The 17775-nt window shown below is 53.9% G+C and carries 16 protein-coding genes; 12 read left to right on the top strand and 4 right to left on the bottom strand.

From position 1 onward, the window contains the following. Nucleotides 1–2: 2 nt before the first annotated feature. Both malF and malE read right to left on the bottom strand, forming a co-directional pair. On the bottom strand, nt 3–1547 hold the full coding sequence (gene malF / locus HVY19_RS19000; RefSeq protein ID WP_181682149.1) for a maltose ABC transporter permease MalF: 1545 nt from the start codon (nt 1545–1547) through the stop codon (nt 3–5). Nucleotides 1548–1676: 129 nt separating this feature from the next. Beyond that, nucleotides 1677–2867 carry a maltose/maltodextrin ABC transporter substrate-binding protein MalE gene (malE, locus tag HVY19_RS18995; RefSeq protein WP_181682148.1) on the bottom strand — a complete coding sequence of 397 codons (1191 nt, stop codon included), beginning with the start codon at nt 2865–2867 and terminating at the stop codon, nt 1677–1679. A gap of 369 nt (nt 2868–3236) precedes the next feature. On the opposite strand from malE, the gene malK reads away from it, so the two are divergent. The 5 genes from malK to ubiA all read left to right on the top strand — a co-directional run bounded on the left by malK (nt 3237) and on the right by ubiA (nt 8433). Further along, nucleotides 3237–4346 carry a maltose/maltodextrin ABC transporter ATP-binding protein MalK gene (gene malK / locus HVY19_RS18990; RefSeq protein WP_181682147.1) on the top strand — a complete coding sequence of 370 codons (1110 nt, stop codon included), beginning with the start codon at nt 3237–3239 and terminating at the stop codon, nt 4344–4346. A 103-nt stretch (nt 4347–4449) separates the two neighbouring features. Further along, on the top strand, nt 4450–5775 hold the full coding sequence (locus HVY19_RS18985) for a maltoporin (RefSeq protein ID WP_181682146.1): 1326 nt from the start codon (nt 4450–4452) through the stop codon (nt 5773–5775). 150 nt (nt 5776–5925) lie between these two features. Then, a complete protein-coding gene (gene malM / locus HVY19_RS18980) occupies nt 5926–6870 on the top strand; it encodes a maltose operon protein MalM (RefSeq protein WP_181682145.1) in 945 nt (314 codons plus the stop codon). 180 nt (nt 6871–7050) lie between these two features. Next, nucleotides 7051–7548, top strand: coding sequence for a chorismate lyase (gene ubiC, locus HVY19_RS18975; protein WP_181682144.1), 498 nt, complete (start codon nt 7051–7053; stop codon nt 7546–7548). A 12-nt stretch (nt 7549–7560) separates the two neighbouring features. Further along, nucleotides 7561–8433 carry a 4-hydroxybenzoate octaprenyltransferase gene (ubiA, locus tag HVY19_RS18970; protein WP_181682143.1) on the top strand — a complete coding sequence of 291 codons (873 nt, stop codon included), beginning with the start codon at nt 7561–7563 and terminating at the stop codon, nt 8431–8433. Between the two features lie 158 nt (nt 8434–8591). Here the strand turns inward: ubiA and plsB are convergent, their stop codons facing one another. Then, nucleotides 8592–11012: a glycerol-3-phosphate 1-O-acyltransferase PlsB gene (plsB, locus tag HVY19_RS18965; protein ID WP_181682142.1), complete on the bottom strand. Its 2421-nt coding sequence runs from the start codon at nt 11010–11012 to the stop codon at nt 8592–8594. A 170-nt stretch (nt 11013–11182) separates the two neighbouring features. Here plsB and HVY19_RS18960 point away from each other — a divergent pair, with 170 nt between their 5' ends. The 4 genes from HVY19_RS18960 to HVY19_RS18945 all read left to right on the top strand — a co-directional run bounded on the left by HVY19_RS18960 (nt 11183) and on the right by HVY19_RS18945 (nt 14070). Then, nucleotides 11183–11551 carry a diacylglycerol kinase gene (locus HVY19_RS18960; protein WP_181682141.1) on the top strand — a complete coding sequence of 123 codons (369 nt, stop codon included), beginning with the start codon at nt 11183–11185 and terminating at the stop codon, nt 11549–11551. A 124-nt stretch (nt 11552–11675) separates the two neighbouring features. Beyond that, on the top strand, nt 11676–12284 hold the full coding sequence (lexA, locus tag HVY19_RS18955) for a transcriptional repressor LexA (protein WP_181682140.1): 609 nt from the start codon (nt 11676–11678) through the stop codon (nt 12282–12284). A 119-nt stretch (nt 12285–12403) separates the two neighbouring features. After that, entirely contained in the window at nt 12404–13729 is a 1326-nt protein-coding gene (gene dinF, locus HVY19_RS18950) for an MATE family efflux transporter DinF (RefSeq protein ID WP_181682139.1), read from the top strand. Between the two features lie 131 nt (nt 13730–13860). Then, a complete protein-coding gene (locus tag HVY19_RS18945; RefSeq protein WP_042291340.1) occupies nt 13861–14070 on the top strand; it encodes a CsbD family protein in 210 nt (69 codons plus the stop codon). Nucleotides 14071–14148: 78 nt separating this feature from the next. On the opposite strand, the gene zur is transcribed toward HVY19_RS18945, so the two are convergent. Beyond that, nucleotides 14149–14664 (bottom strand): zinc uptake transcriptional repressor Zur, encoded by a 516-nt coding sequence (zur, locus tag HVY19_RS18940; protein ID WP_181682138.1) that lies wholly within the window; start codon nt 14662–14664, stop codon nt 14149–14151. Between the two features lie 294 nt (nt 14665–14958). Here zur and HVY19_RS18935 point away from each other — a divergent pair, with 294 nt between their 5' ends. The 3 genes from HVY19_RS18935 (at nt 14959) to pspG (ending at nt 17724) form a co-directional block, all read left to right on the top strand. Further along, the gene (locus HVY19_RS18935) at nt 14959–16269 is read left to right on the top strand and encodes a conjugal transfer protein TraF (RefSeq protein WP_181682137.1); all 1311 of its coding nucleotides are present in this window, start codon (nt 14959–14961) and stop codon (nt 16267–16269) included. A gap of 84 nt (nt 16270–16353) precedes the next feature. Next, nucleotides 16354–17349, top strand: coding sequence for a tRNA dihydrouridine(20/20a) synthase DusA (gene dusA / locus HVY19_RS18930; RefSeq protein WP_181682136.1), 996 nt, complete (start codon nt 16354–16356; stop codon nt 17347–17349). 132 nt (nt 17350–17481) lie between these two features. Then, the gene (gene pspG / locus HVY19_RS18925) at nt 17482–17724 is read left to right on the top strand and encodes an envelope stress response protein PspG (RefSeq protein WP_181682135.1); all 243 of its coding nucleotides are present in this window, start codon (nt 17482–17484) and stop codon (nt 17722–17724) included. The last annotated feature ends 51 nt before the right edge of the window (nt 17725–17775 follow it).

Below are 17775 nucleotides of genomic sequence, written 5' to 3'. Positions count from 1 at the left end.
CCTTAATCAAACTTCATGCGTGTGGCTTTCAGGTTGACGATAGCCAGCGCGCCAACCAGCAGGAAGATCAGCGTGGCGATAGCCGCCGCCAGACCGAAGTCCTGACCACCGCCACCTTCGAAGGCAATGCGGTAGGTGTAGCTGACGAGCAGATCGGTATAACCCGCTGGCGTGGTCGTTCCGAGACGGTCCGGGCCACCGTTGGTCAACAGTTGAATCAGCACGAAGTTATTAAAGTTAAAGGCAAAGCTGGCAATCATTAGCGGCGTTAGCGGCTTAATCAGCAGCGGCAGCGTAATTTTAAAGAAGTTCTGGAACGGACCTGCACCGTCCATCGCCGAGGCTTCGTAAAGGTCTTCCGGAATAGCTTTCAGCAGCCCCATGCACAGGATCATCATGTACGGGTAACCCAGCCAGGTGTTGACGATGATAATCATCGAACGTGCGGTGGTCGGGTCGCTGAACCAGGCCGGTTTAATGCCGAACAGTGCGCCCAGCATCATGTTGATTTCACCAAAGCTCTGGTTGAACAGGCCTTTGAAAATCAAAATCGAGATAAATGAAGGTACGGCATACGGCAATATCAGCAGCACGCGGTAAATGGCTTTGCCTTTCAGCGACTCCCACTGCACCAGACACGCCAGCACCATCCCGACCGCAACGGTCAGCAGTACGGTGAGCACTGAGAAAACAACAGTCCACACGAAGATAGCGAAGAACGGCTTCTGAATCCCTTCGTCAGTAAAGACGCGGGTAAAGTTTTCCCAGCCGATGGTAACGGTATAGCCAGGACTCAGCTTTTCATCGCCCCAGTTACCGTCAGCCGTTATCGACTGATAAAAACCAATGTCGTTGTTGGGACGGTATTTCACGCCGCTCTGGTTGTTAGTGAGCGTACCGTCGTCCGCAAGGGTGTAAAGCGGCTGCGTACCGGAGAACTGGCGCAGCGAACTCATAATCACCTTGCTTTCATCCGGCAGAATGGCAGTGAGTTGGGTCAGTGCCTGACGGTTCTGCGTGATGATGCGTAAGTTTGCGCGTTCGCCGGAGGGCAGAGCATCCGCTTCTTTCATTTCCAGCTTCTGCTCGCCGCTAAATTTGAAGGCGCCAGAAACATAATTTTTTCCGCTTTCAGCGTCGGTCAGGGCCAGTTGCCACTCGTCGCCGGACGGATATAAACCAAAGCTATAGGCTTTTCCCGCCTGATAAGAACGGTCCAGCAACACCTGTTGCGCACGTTCCTGCGCCAGTTGGTTAGTGCTGCTGTAGTTGGTGAAGGCGATAGCAATCGTACAGATCAGCGGAAACAGAACGAACAGCCCCATCCCGGCCATGCCTGGGTAAACATAGCGCCAGGCGTAGGCTTTACGATTGGCGAAAATATACAGGCCAACTGAGCTTAAGATCAGCGTCATGATGGCGAACAGATACTCCCCTTGTGCGTACATTAAAACTACAAGGTAACCCACCAGTAGTCCAAGCAGACCAATCACTGACCATTTCAGCGCGTCGCTTTGCCACCAGTGTTTCTTTTTAATGACATCCATGGGGTTCTTCCTCAACAACTTTGAAAACGTGTTGATCAGCGTGCCTGATGGCGCTGCGCTTATCAGGCCTACATGTGCTGTAGGCCGGATAAGGCATTTATGCCGCCATCCGGCACGTTCACAACTGCATTACTTGGTGATACGACCCTGCGCGTCTTTCAGTGCAGCGTCCACGGTCTGGCGACCGCTTGCGGCGTTAATTACAGCAGTACGGGTGGCATACCAGAACGCCGCCATTTGCGGGATGTTCGGCATGATTTCACCCTTCTGGGCGTTATCCATGGTTGCGGCGATGCGCGGGTCTTTCGCCAGCGTGTCCTGGTAGGATTTCAGCGCTACAGCACCCAGCGGTTTGTCCTTGTTCACTTCTTCCAGACCCTGATCGGTCAGCAGGTAGTTTTCCAGGAACTCTTTCGCCAGTTCTTTGTTCGGGCTGGCTGCGTTAATACCGGCGCTCAGGACACCGACGAACGGTTTAGACGGCTTGCCTTTGAAGGTTGGCAGCAGGGTCACGCCGTAGTTCACTTTGCTCTTGTCGATATTCGTCCATGCCCACGGACCGTTGATGGTCATCGCGGTTTCGCCCTTATTAAAGGCCGCTTCAGCGATGGAATAATCGGTATCCGCATTCATGTGTTTGTTCTTGATGAGGTCAACCAGGAAGCCAAGGCCCGCTTTCGCCCCCGCGCTGTCGACACCCACATCTTTCACGTCATACTTGCCGTTTTCAAACTTGAACGCATAACCACCGTCGGCGGCAATCAGTGGCCAGGTGAAGTACGGTTCTTGCAGGTTGAACATCAGAGCGCTCTTACCTTTTGCCTTCAGCTGTTTATCCAGGGCAGGAATTTCTTCCCAGGTTTTTGGCGGGTTTGGCACCAGGTCTTTGTTGTAAATCAGTGACAGCGCTTCAACCGCGATCGGATAAGCAATCAGCTTGCCGTTGTAACGCACGGCATCCCAGGTGAAAGGATAAAGTTTGTCCTGGAACGCTTTTTCCGGGGTCACTTCAGCCAACAGACCAGACTGCGCGTAGCCGCCAAAACGGTCATGTGCCCAGAAGATGATGTCCGGACCGTCACCGGTTGCTGCAACCTGCGGGAATTTCTCTTCCAGCTTGTCCGGATGCTCAACCGTCACTTTGATGCCGGTATCTTTCTCGAATTTTTTACCCACTTCGGCCAGGCCGTTATAGCCTTTGTCGCCGTTAATCCAGATAACCAGCTTGCCTTCTTCAATTTTGGCCAGAGCCGGTGCGGAAATCATCATTGCTGCAAGGGCGGACAAGGCGAAAACGCGTGCGCCAGTCTTAATCTTCATATCTGCCATCCTTTTGGTGATGTGCTCGTGGTATGACTTAGTGGTTCAACGTGACTCAGTTTCCTTATATGACATCCTCTTTCCATCCTCCTGACCCCTACGCCCCACCCCCTCTTTGTGTGATCTCTGTTGCATAAATTGTAGTTATGGGTGCTGGCGCACATAAAAACAGACTGATTTTTGCAAGCGGCATCACGAATTTCCTCGACGCCGTCTGGGTTGGGGCCTGGTTATCGTTCTCTCATCCTCCCGACTCCTCCCCCATAAAAAAGCCCAGGGGTGGAGGATTTACCCCTTTTATGAATCGCGCATAGTCAGGCCATCAAGAATGTTGCTGTCGATGACAGGTTGTAACGAAGGGAGAAAGGCATGGCGAGCGTACAGCTACGAAACGTAACAAAAGCCTGGGGTGACGTGGTGGTATCGAAAGATATCAATCTCGACATTCAGGAAGGGGAATTCGTGGTGTTTGTAGGACCGTCAGGCTGCGGTAAATCGACTCTGCTGCGAATGATCGCCGGACTTGAAACCATCACCAGTGGCGATCTCTATATTGGAGACACCCGCATGAACGATATCCCGCCCGCCGAACGTGGCGTAGGGATGGTCTTTCAGTCTTATGCGCTCTATCCCCACCTGTCCGTGGCTGAAAATATGTCCTTTGGCCTGAAGCTTGCGGGCGCGAAGAAAGAAGTCATGACGCAGCGCGTTAATCAGGTTTCCGAAGTCCTCCAGTTGGCGCACCTGCTGGAACGTAAACCCAAGGCGCTCTCTGGCGGTCAGCGTCAGCGCGTCGCGATTGGCCGTACGCTGGTGGCGGAACCGCGCGTATTCCTGCTTGATGAACCACTTTCTAACCTGGATGCCGCTCTGCGCGTGCAGATGCGTATCGAAATCTCCCGCCTGCATAAGCGCCTGGGACGCACGATGATTTATGTCACCCACGATCAGGTCGAAGCGATGACCCTGGCGGACAAAATCGTGGTGCTGGATGCCGGACGCGTGGCCCAGGTCGGTAAACCGCTGGAGCTGTATCACTATCCGGCAGACCGCTTCGTCGCAGGCTTTATCGGGTCGCCGAAAATGAACTTCCTGCCGGTCAAGGTCACCGCCACCGCTATCGATCAGGTACAGGTTGAGCTGCCAAATCGCCAACAGGTCTGGCTGCCCGTCGAAAGCCGCGATGTGCAGGTCGGCGTCAATATGTCTTTAGGTATTCGTCCGGAACACCTGCTGCCCAGCGACATCGCCGATGTCACTCTGGAAGGCGAAGTTCAGGTCGTCGAACAACTTGGTCACGAAACGCAAATTCATATCCAGATCCCCGCCATTCGTCAAAACCTGGTTTACCGCCAGAACGACGTGGTGTTGGTAGAAGAGGGTGCCACATTCGCTATCGGCCTGCCGCCAGAGCGTTGCCATCTGTTCCGTGAAGATGGCACTGCATGTCGTCGGCTGCATCAAGAGCCGGGCGTTTAAGGTCCCCATAAAAAACGAAACGCAAAGCCTTCGAGGCTGCCAACAAAGAGGCAGTCCGAAGGGTGAAGCGTTTAAAAGAAAAGCAATGATCTCAGGAGATAGAATGATGATTACTCTGCGCAAACTCCCGCTGGCGGTTGCCGTAGCAGCAGGCATTATGTCTGTTCAGGCAATGGCTGTGGATTTCCATGGTTATGCTCGTTCCGGTATCGGCTGGACGGGTAGTGGCGGCGAACAACAGTGTTTCCAGGCAACGGGTGCTCAAAGTAAATACCGTCTTGGTAACGAATGTGAAACCTATGCGGAAATTAAGCTGGGCCAGGAAGTGTGGAAAGAGGGCGATAAGAGCTTCTACTTCGACACTAACGTCGCTTATTCCGTAGCACAGCAGAACGACTGGGAAGCGACGGACCCGGCATTCCGTGAAGCGAACGTGCAGGGTAAAAACCTGATCGACTGGCTGCCGGGCTCCACCATTTGGGCCGGTAAGCGTTTCTATCAGCGTCATGACGTTCACATGATCGACTTCTACTACTGGGATATCTCTGGCCCTGGTGCCGGTATCGAAAACATTGACCTCGGCTTCGGTAAACTGTCTCTGGCAGCCACCCGTTCTCAGGAAGCTGGCGGTTCTTACATCTTCACCAGCAATGATATCTACAGCCGATACAAAGACACCGCCAACGACGTGTTCGACGTGCGTTTAGCAGGTATGGAAATTAACCCAGGCGGTACTCTGGAACTGGGCGTTGACTACGGTCGTGCGAATAAGACCGACGGTTACAGCTTTGCTGATGAAGCGACCAAAGACGGCTGGATGTTCACCGCAGAACATACCCAGAGCATGCTGAAAGGCTACAACAAGTTTGTTGTTCAGTACGCGACTGACGCGATGACCACGCAGGGCAAAGGTATCCCGCAGGGTTCCTTCACCGGTAACAGCTATGACAACGATGCTGAAATCGGTCAGGTTAACAACAATATCAACAACAACGGCAGCCTGGTTCGTATTCTCGACCACGGTGCAATCTCCCTGGGCGATAGCTGGGATCTGATGTACGTCGGTATGTACCAGGACATCGATCGTGACGACAACAACGGTACCACCTGGTACACAGTGGGTGTCCGTCCGATGTACAAATGGACGCCGATCATGAGCACCCTGCTGGAAGTTGGCTACGACAACGTGAAGTCTCAGCGTACCGACGATACCAACAACCAGTACAAAATTACCCTGGCGCAACAATGGCAGGCTGGCGACAGCATCTGGTCCCGCCCGGCAATCCGTGTCTTCGCAACCTACGCGAAGTGGGATGAGAAATGGGGTTACGACAACGGTATCGCCTATCGCGACACCAGCACTACTACCTACAGCCGTGGCGACAACGATGAGTGGTCCTTCGGTGCCCAGATGGAAATCTGGTGGTAATACGTGAGGTAAAGGGGGACGAAAGTCCCCCGAAACACGGGAATGCCGGTTAAGGCGTCACCGCCATTCGGCATTCCCGACACAGTTTCTCGCGGTTTAGCGCGCTATTGCCTGGCCACCGCTGAACGCATGCTTCCTGAGGTGATAACAATGAAAATGAAGAAAAGTCTCGTTGCTCTCTGTTTATCTGCGGGGTTATTTGCCAGCGCACCGGGCATCAGCCTGGCAGAGGTAAACTATGTACCGCAAAACACCGCCGCCGCACCAGCCATTCCGACCGCTGCGCTGCAACAGCTAACCTGGACGCCGGTTGACCAAAGTAACGCCCAGTCCACCCAGCTTGCGACTGGCGGTCAGCGCCTTGATGTGGCAGGGATTACGGGTCCGGTTGCGGCGTACAGCGTTCCGGCAAATATTGGCGAGCTCACGCTGACGCTGACCAGCGAAGTGAACAAACAAACCAGCGTCTTTGCGCCTAACGTCCTGATTCTTGATCAGAACATGACGCCCTCTGCGTTCTTCCCCAGCAGCTATTTCACCTACCAGGAGCCAGGCGTAATGAGCGCGGATCGCCTGGAAGGGGTGATGCGCCTGACGCCTGCGCTGGGACAGCAGAAACTCTATGTTCTGGTCTTTACGACGGATAAAGATCTCCAGCAGACCACAACTCTGCTTGACCCGGCAAAAGCCTATGCCAAAGGCGTAGGTAATGCTATTCCCGATATTCCGGACCCGATCGCCCGTCATACCACCGACGGTCTGCTGAAGCTGAAAGTGAAAACGAGCAGCAGTTCCAGCGTGCTGGTTGGGCCGCTGTTTGGTTCTTCCGGTCCGGGGCCAGTAACCGTAGGGAATACCGCTGCGCCTGCGCCGACCTACGCTGCGCCAGCTGCCGCGCCGGTTGCCGCCCCTGCGCCTGCGAAGAAAAGCGAACCGATGTTGAACGACACCGAAAGCTACTTCAACAAAGCGATTAAAGACGCCGTCGCGAAAGGCGATGTAGATAAAGCGCTGAAACTGCTTGATGAAGCAGAGCGTCTGGGTTCGACATCGGCCCGTTCCACTTTTATCAGCAGTGTAAAAGGCAAGGGGTAACGTTTACCCCACAGTGCTGATTTGCAACAACTGGTGCGTCCCCGGGCGCACCTTTTTTTTAGCATTCCATGCGAATTGTTACGCTTCTGTTGCGCAACAGATCACTTAATTTTTATTCCGTCTCCCGTAATCTCTTTTCTGCGTTACAATGCCTTTCAGTTATGAAACGGAGAGTAAGGCATGTCACACCCCGCGTTAACGCAACTGCGTGCGCTGCGCTATTTTGACGAGATCCCCGCTCTGGATCCGGAACAGCTAGACTGGCTGCTGCTGGAAGATTCCATGACGAAACGTTTTGAGCAGCAGGGAAAACGGGTCACTGTGACGTTGATCAGGGAAGGATTTGTTGGTCAAAACGAGGTGGTGGAAGAGCTGGCGCTCCTGCCAAAAGAGTCCCGCTACTGGCTGCGTGAAATCCTGTTATGCGCGGATGGCGAGCCATGGCTTGCCGGACGTACCGTAGTGCCTGAGTCGACACTGTCCGGCCCTGAACTGGCTTTACAACATTTGGGCAAAACCCCCTTAGGGCGCTACCTTTTTACATCATCGACGTTGACCCGAGATTTTATTGAAATTGGTTGTGATGCAGCGCTGTGGGGACGCCGTTCCCGCCTGCGACTGAGCGGTAAGCCGCTGATGCTGACCGAGCTATTTTTGCCTGCATCACCGTTGTACTAAGAGGAAAATAAAATGGAGTGGAGTCTGACGCAGACTAAGCTGTTGGCGTTTCATCGCTTAATGCGTACGGATAAGCCCATCGGTGCCTTATTGCTACTCTGGCCGACGCTGTGGGCGCTGTGGGTGGCGACTCCGGGCGTACCGCAACTGTGGGTGCTGGCGGTGTTTGTCGCCGGAGTCTGGCTGATGCGCGCCGCCGGATGTGTCGTGAATGATTATGCTGACCGCAAATTTGACGGTCATGTTAAGCGCACCGCCAACCGTCCGCTACCGAGCGGCGCGGTGACTGAAAAAGAGGCCCGCACGCTGTTCGTGGTGTTGGTGCTGCTCGCTTTCCTGCTGGTGTTGACCCTCAACACAATGACCATCCTGCTATCGGTGGCCGCGCTGGCGCTTGCCTGGGTGTATCCGTTTATGAAGCGCTACACTCATCTGCCGCAGGTGGTGCTGGGCGCGGCGTTCGGCTGGTCGATACCGATGGCCTTCGCCGCGGTGAGTGAGTCCGTGCCGCTGAGTTGCTGGCTGATGTTCCTCGCTAACATTCTTTGGGCGGTAGCCTACGATACGCAGTATGCGATGGTCGATCGCGACGACGACCTGAAAATTGGTATTAAATCGACCGCCATTCTGTTTGGCCAACACGACAAGCTGATCATCGGCATCCTGCAGGTGCTTGTGCTGGTCCTAATGGCGGTTATTGGCTGGTTAAATGGACTGGGAATGAGCTATTACGGGTCAATTTTGGTCGCCGGCGCGCTGTTTGTCTGGCAGCAGAAGCTGATTGCCAACCGCGAGCGGGAAGCCTGCTTTAAGGCGTTCATGAACAACAACTACGTTGGCCTGGTGCTGTTTATCGGGCTGGCGATGAGTTACTGGCATCTATAAATCATTGCCCGGTGGCGCTGCGCTTACCGGGTCTACCAAACCGTAGGCCGGATAAGGCGGGAGCAGGCATCCGGCAATCCGCCATAAAAAACTGCACCTTAATCAGTTGGGTGTCCAACTTTTGGGGTGCAGTCCACATTGACCGGCTTTACTGTGCGTTACTCGCTTTGCGTCGCACTCTCGATGGTGAGGCGCACATCCGACGTAATTAACTCCGCCAGCATCTGGTACACCTTCATCGTTTCGCCCGGCTCGGCATCTCCGGTATCGCTGATGTATCCCTCATCACGCAGGGTCAGGACCAGTGAACTGAAGACCGCCTTATCGAAGAACTCCGGCGCGTTGATGCCGTGCAGCACGGACAGACGCTGCGCTACGGTGCGGCTTTCTTTCTCCAGCGTACCACGGTTGATTGACGGGTTCGCACTCAGCAGCCAGAAGGTAATGGCGTAACGCTGTAGCGTTTCGCGCGCCCCTGCCGCCAGCAGTTGCAGCGTGCGAGAATGCGCAGGGTTAATGTGCAGTTCGTCATTCTGAACGGAGATGAGTCCCTGGCGCTGCATCTCTTCGACCAGTGCATCAATAACGCCCGTCAACGCTTCGCGTTCCCAACGCAGGAACAGCTCCGCTTTCAGCATCGGATACAGTACTTCAACATGCTGCTGTAGCGCCGCGCGTGAAATATGGCGATGCTGGGTAATAATTGCCGCCATCAGCGAAGGCAGAACCAGCATGTGGGCAATGTTATTGCGATAGTAGGTCATGAGAACCGCCTGCTCGCGCGGCAGGATGATAATATCGCCAATGGTGTCTTTCTCGACTTCGAACTTGTTCATCTGCAACGCGTGATCGATGAGATCGCTGGCGCTGACGGATGGCACCGTCGAGTCAGGGGAGTACGGTACATTGCGCATCAAATCCAGATAACAGTTGAGTTGTTCTGTTAGCTGTTCACGGGTCAGCGAGCGCTGACGGGACGCCAGCAGTGCGGTACAGCACAGGTTCATGGCGTTAGCCGCACCAGCGTTGTTAATCCGCACCATGAGCTCTTCAGCGATGCCGTTCACCGTTGGCGTCAGCCAGGCAGGACGCACGGCTTCGATTGGATCGATCGACTCGCGCCATTCTGGAACGTGATGATTCAGGTATGTCATCAGCGGCATCGGTTCGCCGAAGTTAACATAGCCCTGACCCAGATTACGCAGCTTGCTCAGGCCGCGCAGCATCTGTGGCAGACTTTCTTTCTCTTTGGTCGCGCCACGCAGCTCTTTCGCATAGGTCCCCACTTCCATGACGTGCTCATAGCCGATGTAAATCGGCACAAGCGTGATCGGACGGGTGCCGCCGCGCAGCATGGCCTGGATGGTCATCGACAGGGTACCGGTTTTCGGATCCAGCAGACGGCCAGTACGTGAGCGTCCGCCCTCAACGAAGTATTCCACCGAATAACCACGGCTGAACAGTTCGCCCAGATACTCGCGGAAGACGGTGGAATAGAGCTTGTTGCCCTTAAAGGTACGGCGAATAAAGAACGCCCCCAGGCGGCGGAAGATCGGCCCGGCTGGCCAGAAGTTCAGGTTAATCCCGGCTGCAATGTGCGGGGGAACCAGACCCTGGTGATACAGGACGTAGGAGAGCAGCAGATAGTCCATATGGCTGCGGTGACACGGCACATAGACAATCTCGTGCCCGTCATGCGCCAGCTGGCGAACGCGCTCGGCGTTGTGGACGTTAATCCCCTGATACAGCCGGTTCCAGGTAAAGCCCAGAATACGGTCGGTCAGGCGAATCATCTCGTAAGAGAAGTTGGCGGCAATTTCTTCCATCAGCGCGATCGCGTTCTGCTGCGCTTTTTCGTGGGAGATTTTCTTACTGCGCGCTTCGTCTTCGACCGCGCGGGCAATCGCCTTCGAAGCTAGCAGTTTATTAAACAGATCCTGACGCGCAGGCAAACGCGGCCCCACGGCGGCCAGACGCTGACGGGCGAAGTGCATTCGCGCCACGCGAGCCAGTTTTTGAGCAATAATTTTATCGGTGCCGTGCTCGTCAGCCATACGGCGCAGCGAGACGGAAGGTGAGAAGCGCACAAAGCTGTCGCGACCCAGCCAGGAGACGGCAAAGAATTTTTGAATGCCGTTGAGCATGCGTAAAGGCGGGTTCACTTCCCCTTTTTCACGCCCGGGCGCGCGGCCAAACATCACCGATACTGGCACCATTTGCACATCCAGACTCGGATTGCTGCGGTGCAGGTCGAGATAGTTATGGAACAGCTTAATGGACTCTTCTTTCGGCGTGTAATAGGTAAAGACACGCGGTCCGCCGTGAATGAACACATAGCGCGGCAGCTGAGTGCCGTCGATCTCCAGCGGTTCTAATGGGTCGGGGAGGTCGTGCGCCAAACACTGAGCGCGCAGTGTCAACAAGTCCGCTTTGGAGTTGTACGGTAAAACGTACATAATGGGACGAGAGGTATCGAGCCCTAACTCCGGGGCAGGATCTGCCGGAATAGACTTGCTTTTTACCAGCACGCTTAATGGTAAATTCAGGATTTTATAGTAAATTCGTGGCCAGCCGGACATAAACGATGTAAAGCCTCTGGTTAATAGTGCAAATGCGCTGCAAGGATATCAGAAAGTCATGTGAATTTCTGTTGTATCCCGTCATACTTCGCGCCGCGTTGCATTAACTCAAAACATTTGAGTTAACAGGACAATGACATTGACGCCAATAATGCAAAAAGGTTCTTTTGATGGCCAATAATACCACTGGATTCACCCGAATTATCAAAGCTGCTGGCTATTCCTGGAAAGGTTTTCGCGCCGCATGGATTAACGAGGCCGCATTCCGTCAGGAAAGTCTCGCGGTCCTGGTTGCCGTGATCGTCGCCTGCTGGCTGGATGTGGATGCCATAACGCGCGTTCTGTTGATCGGCTCCGTCATGCTGGTGATGGTTGTTGAAATTCTTAACAGCGCCATTGAAGCGGTCGTTGACCGTATCGGCTCCGACTATCATGAACTCTCTGGTCGCGCGAAAGATATGGGGTCGGCAGCGGTGCTGCTCTCTATCATCATAGCGCTGATAACCTGGGGTATCCTGCTATGGTCGAATTTTCGTTAAGGATTTTTACGAGCGCGATTCCATAACGCTATAAATCTCCTGTTTAATGTGCAGTTTGTGGTTCCAAAATCGCCTTTAGCTGTATATACTCACAGCATAACTGTATATACACCCAGGGGGCGGAATGAAAGCGTTAACGGCCAGGCAACAAGAGGTGTTTGATCTCATTCGGGATCACATCAGCCAGACAGGCATGCCACCGACGCGTGCGGAAATCGCGCAGCGTTTGGGGTTCCGTTCCCCAAACGCGGCTGAAGAACATCTGAAGGCGCTGGCGCGTAAAGGTGTCATTGAGATTGTATCCGGCGCTTCTCGCGGCATTCGTTTGCTGCATGAAGAAGAGGAAGGGTTACCGCTTGTCGGTCGCGTTGCGGCGGGGGAACCCCTGCTGGCGCAGCAGCACATCGAAGGCCATTATCAGGTCGATCCTTCTCTGTTTAAACCCAATGCCGATTTTCTGCTGCGCGTTAGCGGCATGTCAATGAAAGACATTGGTATTATGGACGGCGATCTGCTGGCCGTGCATAAAACCCAGGATGTGCGTAATGGTCAGGTCGTTGTCGCCCGTATCGACGACGAAGTGACGGTAAAACGTCTGAAAAAACAGGGCAATAAAGTCGAACTGTTGCCAGAAAACAGCGAATTTAAGCCTATCGTCGTGGATCTTCGTGAGCAGAGCTTTACCATCGAAGGTTTAGCCGTTGGCGTGATCCGCAACGGTGAGTGGCTGTAATACCTCACACTCGGATAAGGCGTTTGTGCCAACATCCGACACCGAGCCCGGTGGCGCTGTGCTTACCGGGCTTACGAAATGCGTTCAAAACCTAAACACTCCTGCTCAGGCTTCTCCTCATGCCGTTCTTTGCTCCTGCTGATAAAGCCCTCTGGCGTCTCGCCTTACCCATGATCTTCTCCAATATCACGGTTCCTCTGCTGGGACTGGTGGATACTGCGGTGATTGGTCACCTGGATAGCCCGGTTTATCTGGGTGGTGTGGCTGTGGGTGCAACAGCCACTAGCTTTCTGTTTATGCTGTTGCTCTTTTTACGCATGAGCACAACTGGGCTAACGGCACAGGCGTTTGGTGCGAAGAACCCACAGGCACTGGCGCGTGCGCTGGTACAACCGCTCATCCTTGCGCTGGGGGTGGGGGCATTAATTGCGCTTTTACGCACCCCGATAATCGATCTGGCGCTGCATATTGTTGGCGGCAGCGAAGCGGTGCTGGAACAGGCAAGACGCTTCCTGGCGATTCGCTGGTTAAGTGCGCCGGCGTCGCTGGCGAATCTGGTTCTGCTCGGCTGGCTGCTGGGCGTTCAGTATGCTCGCGCGCCGGTTATCCTGTTGATTGTCGGCAATATCCTGAACATTGTTCTCGATTTATGGCTGGTGATGGGTCTGCACATGAACGTGCAGGGCGCTGCGCTGGCGACGGTCATTGCGGAATACTCCACGTTAGTGATTGGGCTGCTGATGGTGCGAAAGGTACTTCATTTGCGCGGCATAACCGCGGCTATGTTAAAGCAGGCCTGGCGCGGCCATTTTCGGCGTCTGTTAGCGCTCAATCGCGACATTATGTTGCGTTCGCTGCTGCTGCAACTCTGCTTTGGCGCGATCACCGTACTGGGTGCCAGACTGGGGAGCGATATTATCGCTGTCAACGCGGTGCTGATGACGCTGCTGACCTTCACCGCCTACGCGCTGGACGGCTTCGCCTACGCCGTAGAGGCGCATTCCGGGCAAGCCTATGGCGCACGGGACGGCAGCCAGTTGCTGGATGTCTGGCGCGCCGCCTGTCGCCAGGCAGGTGTCGTCGCACTGCTGTTTTCGCTGGTCTATCTGCTCGCAGGTGAACAGATTATTGCTCTTCTGACGTCGCTGACTGAGATTCAAATATTGGCCGATCGCTACCTGATCTGGCAGGTGATCCTGCCGTTAGTGGGCGTCTGGTGCTATCTGCTCGACGGCATGTTTATTGGTGCGACACGCGCAGCAGAAATGCGTAACAGCATGGCGGTCGCGGCCAGTGGTTTTGCGTTAACTTTACTGGCACTTCCTCTGCTCGGGAACCACGGTTTGTGGCTGGCGTTAGCCGTTTTTCTGGCGCTACGCGGGCTCTCTTTAGCCTATATCTGGCGTCGACACTGGCGTAACGGAACCTGGTTTTCGGCAACGTAACGGTTAAAAATTCCGAATAATGATTTTAAGCCGAGATTCCTGACTACACTTATCATTACGTTCAGCAGAAAAAATAGCGAAGCTGGGCGGTTTACTCTCGCTATTCACAGCCTAACGAAGAGGACTTTATGATGAATAAAGATGAAGCCGGTGGTAACTGGAAACAATTCAAAGGTAAAGTGAAAGAGCAATGGGGCAAACTGACCGATGATGATATGACGGTCATTGAAGGTAAACGTGACCAACTGGTAGGTAAAATCCAGGAACGCTACGGTTATCAGAAGGATCAGGCGGAAAAAGAGGTCGGTGACTGGGAAACCCGTAACGACTACCGCTGGTAACCACTACGTTTGCCTGCGGATCCAGAAATGAATTCGCAATTGTTTGCACAGGGCGGCGCAAGGGTGCCGCCCACTTATTTAACGAGATTTCTTTTTCACCAGAATGGAATGATCGTGCTGACACTCGCCAGGGTGACGGCAAGCTTCGACTTCAACACACGCAGAACAGAGGCCATGCGCTTCAATCACATTGTGACGAAGGGCGAACCCCATCTTCGCGGCCAGCGTATGCATGATATCTTCCACCCCTTCCGCACACTCTTCCTTTACCCCACCGCAACGGTCACAGATAAACATCGCAGAGGTATGGGTTGGCTGATCGAACAGATAGCACATGACATAGCTGTTGGTGGATTCCACCTTATGCACAAAACCTTGTTCAAGCAGAAAATCCAGTGCGCGATAGACCGTTGGCGGCTTAGCCTGGGGCTCTGATTCACGCAGAAGATCGAGCAGATCGTAAGCGCTAATCGCGCCTTCCTGCAGGCTCATCAGGCGTAAAACTTCAAGGCGCTGTGGAGTCAGTCGCACATTGCGTTGCGCGCACAATTTTTCAGCTTGCGCTAACAGTTCTTGCGTTGTGGGCTTTTCCATGGGGCACCTTGGTTTGCGTAGGGTGATAAACCCTCACTTTATCATGTTATGCAGGAAACGCCGAGATCCAGCCAGAGTCGCCATTTCAGACGATATATCGCCTGCTAATCTTTGCGGACCTTACAAAGTCTTCTATACATATTGAGGTACATCACAAAAAGAGAACGCTTCAGTTGTCTTCAGCATGGGGCGAATAGCGCGGTTTTTAGTGTTTTTTTCACAGCAAAAGTTCTTCTCTGCTGCGTTGATACTGGCAGAGGTGTTTCTTCACCTGCAAATAAAAACGGGTCTACTGTGAATAAAAATTTTAACTTTTCGGTGGTGGCAGTCGCGGTTTCGTTCTTAGTGTCGCAACAGGCGAACGCGGCGAATACCTGGGCGGAAGCGCGCAACGACGCGATGGGCGGAACGGGCGTAGCTTCAGCACATTATGGTAGTGGTGTCCTCATCAACCCGGCTTTGCTGGCAAAAGCGAAGCCCGAGGACAGCATTACCGTCATCCTTCCCGCGGTTGGTGCGCAAATTACCGACAAGGATAATCTCCAGGATGAAATTGACGATATCAGTGACAAAATCGATTACTACGATGATGTTGTTGATAATCTGACCCCTGGTGACATTCTGCTTAACCCCGGCGGTGTTTTGAACCAGTTCCAGGGGGCGGCGCGCGATCTGGCCGACGAACTGGAATACCTGAAGGGTAAAACGGCACATGCCAACGCGGGGGCCGGACTTGCGGTCAGCATTCCCAACGATGTGTTATCCGTGGCGTTTGTTGCGAAAGGCTATGCGCACGGTCGCGTAAGCTCGTCCATTGATCAAGGGGATATCGATTATCTGCGCAGAATTGAAGGAAGCGATGCCTATGCGCTGGTTGAAGCGGGCCGGGCGGCGTTGCAGGGGTCGGATGAAATCACTAAACACCTGAATTCTACGGCCTCCGGGCGCGCGGCGATCGTTTCGGACTATGGTGTTGCAGTGGCGCGGCAGTTTGAGGTTGGCGATGTGCCGCTGTCGATTGGCGTGACGCCGAAGCTGCAAAAAACCTGGCTCTATAATTACACGACTTCCATCTATAACTACGACAGCAGTGACTGGAACAGTAGCCGCTATCGTAACGATGACACCGGTTTTAACGTAGACGCCGGGATTGCGGCGGATTTTGGCGAAAACTGGACGGTGGGCGTGAGTGGGCAAAACCTTATCTCGCGTGATATCGATACCAAATCGATTTACATCACCCACGGTTTAACCGGTGAAACGCGCGATTATAAAGATACTTATCAGATCCGCCCGCTGGTCACCGCAGGCGTCGCCTGGCATAACGACCTGGTAACGCTCACGGCAGATGGCGATTTAACGGAAACCAAAGGCTTTAAGAGCGAAGATAACTCCCAGTACGTCGGTGTCGGTGCCGAAGTTCGCCCGCTGAACTGGCTGGCGGTCCGCGCAGGTTACCGTGCTGACGTCAAGGCGAACGACAGCAACGTCTTTACCGGTGGTGTTGGGTTTGCGCCCTTCAACCGCGTCCATGTGGACCTGATGGGTCTGTACGGCGAAGACGAAACGTGGGGCGCAGGTGCGCAGCTCAGTATGACCTTCTGATGAGGCACCGGAGACGGTTACGTCTCCGGTTTACCTTTATGCTATAGTAGCGCCCCCAATTCACCTGATGCTCAAAAAATCGCCATGTCACCTGAATTACAAACAGCCTTCCCTGCACACCGTTTCTCCATCGCGCCGATGCTCGACTGGACCGACAGGCACTGCCGCTACTTTTTGCGCCTGCTGTCTCGCCAGACGCTGCTCTACACCGAGATGGTGACAACAGGCGCAATCATTCATGGCAAAGGCGATTACCTGGCGTACAGCGATGAAGAACATCCGCTTGCCCTGCAATTAGGCGGGAGCGACCCCTCTGCATTGGCGCACTGTGCAAAACTGGCGGAAGAACGCGGTTATGACGAGATCAACCTCAACGTGGGATGCCCGTCCGATCGCGTGCAGAACGGTATGTTTGGCGCCTGTCTTATGGGGAATGCACAACTGGTCGCTGACTGCGTGAAGGCGATGCGTGATGTGGTGTCGATTCCCGTGACGGTGAAGACGCGCATTGGCATTGACGACCAGGACAGTTACGAATTTTTGTGTGATTTCATCAATACGGTTTCCGGTCACGGCGAATGCGAGATGTTTATCATTCATGCCCGTAAGGCATGGCTTTCTGGCTTAAGCCCGAAAGAAAACCGCGAGATCCCACCGCTTGACTATCCGCGTGTCTATCAGCTTAAGCGAGATTTCCCCCATTTAACTATGTCCATTAACGGCGGCATTAAGTCCCTGGAAGAGGCGAAAGCGCACCTTGAACATATGGATGGCGTGATGGTTGGACGCGAAGCCTATCAAAACCCAGGCATTCTGGCCTCAGTGGATCGTGAAATTTTTGGCGCAACCACTGCGGATGCCGATCCGGTTGCCGTCGTGCGGGCCATGTACCCGTACATTGAGCGCGAACTGAGCCAGGGGACCTACCTTGGTCATATTACCCGCCATATGCTGGGCCTGTTCCAGGGAATACCGGGGGCGCGCCAGTGGCGTCGTTATCTGAGCGAAAACGCCCATAAAGCCGGGGCAGATATCCACGTCCTGGAACATGCGCTGAAGCTGGTTGCCGACAAACGTTAAAATTTCACTAAAAGTTAGTCAATTTCACCACGCCCTGCGAGTAATCGCGGGGCGTTTTGTTGATAAATCAGCAGGTTAATTTTGGCATGTTTTTTGTAATGCTTTCAGGAAAATACGTTATGGGAGAGCATCATGCTGGAACTACTTTTTATCCTGGGATTCTTTTTTATGCTGATGGTGACCGGCGTGTCGCTGTTGGGCATTCTGGCTGCGCTGTTCGTGGCAACCGTGGTGATGTTCCTTGGCGGCATGTTGGCGCTGATGTTCAAGCTGTTGCCATGGCTGCTGTTGGTCGTTGCTGTGGTGTGGGTCATCAAGGCGATTAAAGCGCCAAAAATCCCGCAATATCAGCGCAGTAACCGCTGGCGTTACTAGGGGATTGTGGGGTTCATCACAACCTGTGATTTTGCCTTTAGAACCAAATAG

Source organism: Citrobacter sp. RHB25-C09, assembly GCF_013836145.1.
Lineage (GTDB): Bacteria > Pseudomonadota > Gammaproteobacteria > Enterobacterales > Enterobacteriaceae > Citrobacter_A.
The sequence above is the reverse complement of the archived record's forward strand: the minus strand, read 5'-3'. Positions and strand labels throughout refer to the sequence as shown.